At 50.5% G+C, this 1,249-nt stretch carries 1 protein-coding gene; it reads right to left on the bottom strand.

The window, feature by feature from the left end; translation table 11 throughout:
* Positions 1–134 precede the first annotated feature (134 nt).
* The gene (locus CJZ98_RS17745; RefSeq protein WP_094592422.1) at positions 135–1,169 is read right to left on the bottom strand and encodes an IS5 family transposase; all 1,035 of its coding nucleotides are present in this window, start codon (positions 1,167–1,169) and stop codon (positions 135–137) included.
* Positions 1,170–1,249 lie beyond the last annotated feature (80 nt).

The following is a 1,249-nucleotide window of genomic DNA, read 5'->3' as shown; positions in this document are numbered from 1 at the left end:
GGGCACCTCGAATAATCAGCAAATCGCAGAGGTTCTGAAGACATGAAGAAGCCGCCAAAGAGGCGGCAGAGAAGGAGAATGCTATATCGAACATTGACAAGATTGCTTAAACATTGGGAGGTCCTCCGCAAGATTCATGCAACCACTGCTGTGTGACAAGAGCGCTGGAGAAAACGAAGAAAGTTGAAGGTCAGGTTCTTGAGGCCCCACCAAGCCTCATTCCTTTCTAGCCCAATCTTTCTTGTCAGCTTTCCACCCATGGACATGGACATACAGCCAAAGACATGCTCCACACAAGCTCTAATTGACGACTTGACACGATTCAATTCCTTGGCTGCGTCGCTAAGCGGATGATTGCGAGCTCCTTTTTCGTGGATCAGACTTTCGAATCCACCGAGATTCAGAAGATCCTCAAAGCTTTCACCGGTATATGCTGAGTCTGCCCAGACATAGTCATGTTCGTTTTCTGGATCCAGTAGGCTTGGAAGCATCTGGCTGTCGTGGATATTTGCGGGAGTGACGGCATATCGGCGGATGAATCCATGGTCGACATCGATGCAGATACTATTCTTGTAACCGTAGTAACTGATGCCGTTCTTTTTTGTCCAGCGAGCATCTAAATCCTTCTGCTGCAAGCGATCTGGGTTTTCATCCCAGCCCTCAGGCAGCCTCCCGGCTTTGATTTCTTTGTTCTCCTCGCGGGTATTGCGTTGCTTGGGAACCGGGACAAGAGTCGCATCGATGATCTGACCGCCACGGGCTTGGAGACCCTGGGAGCGGAGGTATCCCTCAAACATCTCGAAGAGCTCCTCGATCACTCCTGCCTTGCGCAGCCGCTCCCTGAAGAAGGCGACTGTGGTTGCATCTGGAATGCTGTTCATCACACCGAGCCCGACAAACTCCTCAAAGGAGCGCCTGTCGTTCACCTGGAATTCAAGCTCTTCATCACTCAGGTTGAAAAGCTGCTGGAGAACGAGCATCTTGAAAAGGATCAGTGGATCAATCCTCTTGCGCCCTGCATTGCTCTTGCGCGCGTGCTCATAGCCCTTGTCAAGCAGTGGGCGGAAAGATTCCCATGGGATTGAATCAGCCAGGCTCTTGAGAACCGGCTTTTTATCCTGGAGCTTTGTGACTCTTTGCTGTTCGTCCCAGAAGCCTCTCTGACCCACTGTTGGCATGAAAATTGTTCAACCAATCATAAACGAGATCATGCCGGAATCAAGTGTATTGTTGATTTTTCGAGGTGCCC

The sequence above is a fragment of the Vulcanococcus limneticus LL genome (assembly GCF_002252705.1).
Classification (GTDB): domain Bacteria; phylum Cyanobacteriota; class Cyanobacteriia; order PCC-6307; family Cyanobiaceae; genus Vulcanococcus; species Vulcanococcus limneticus.
Note: the sequence above shows the minus strand (reverse complement) of the source record. Positions and strands in the feature narration are given on the sequence as shown.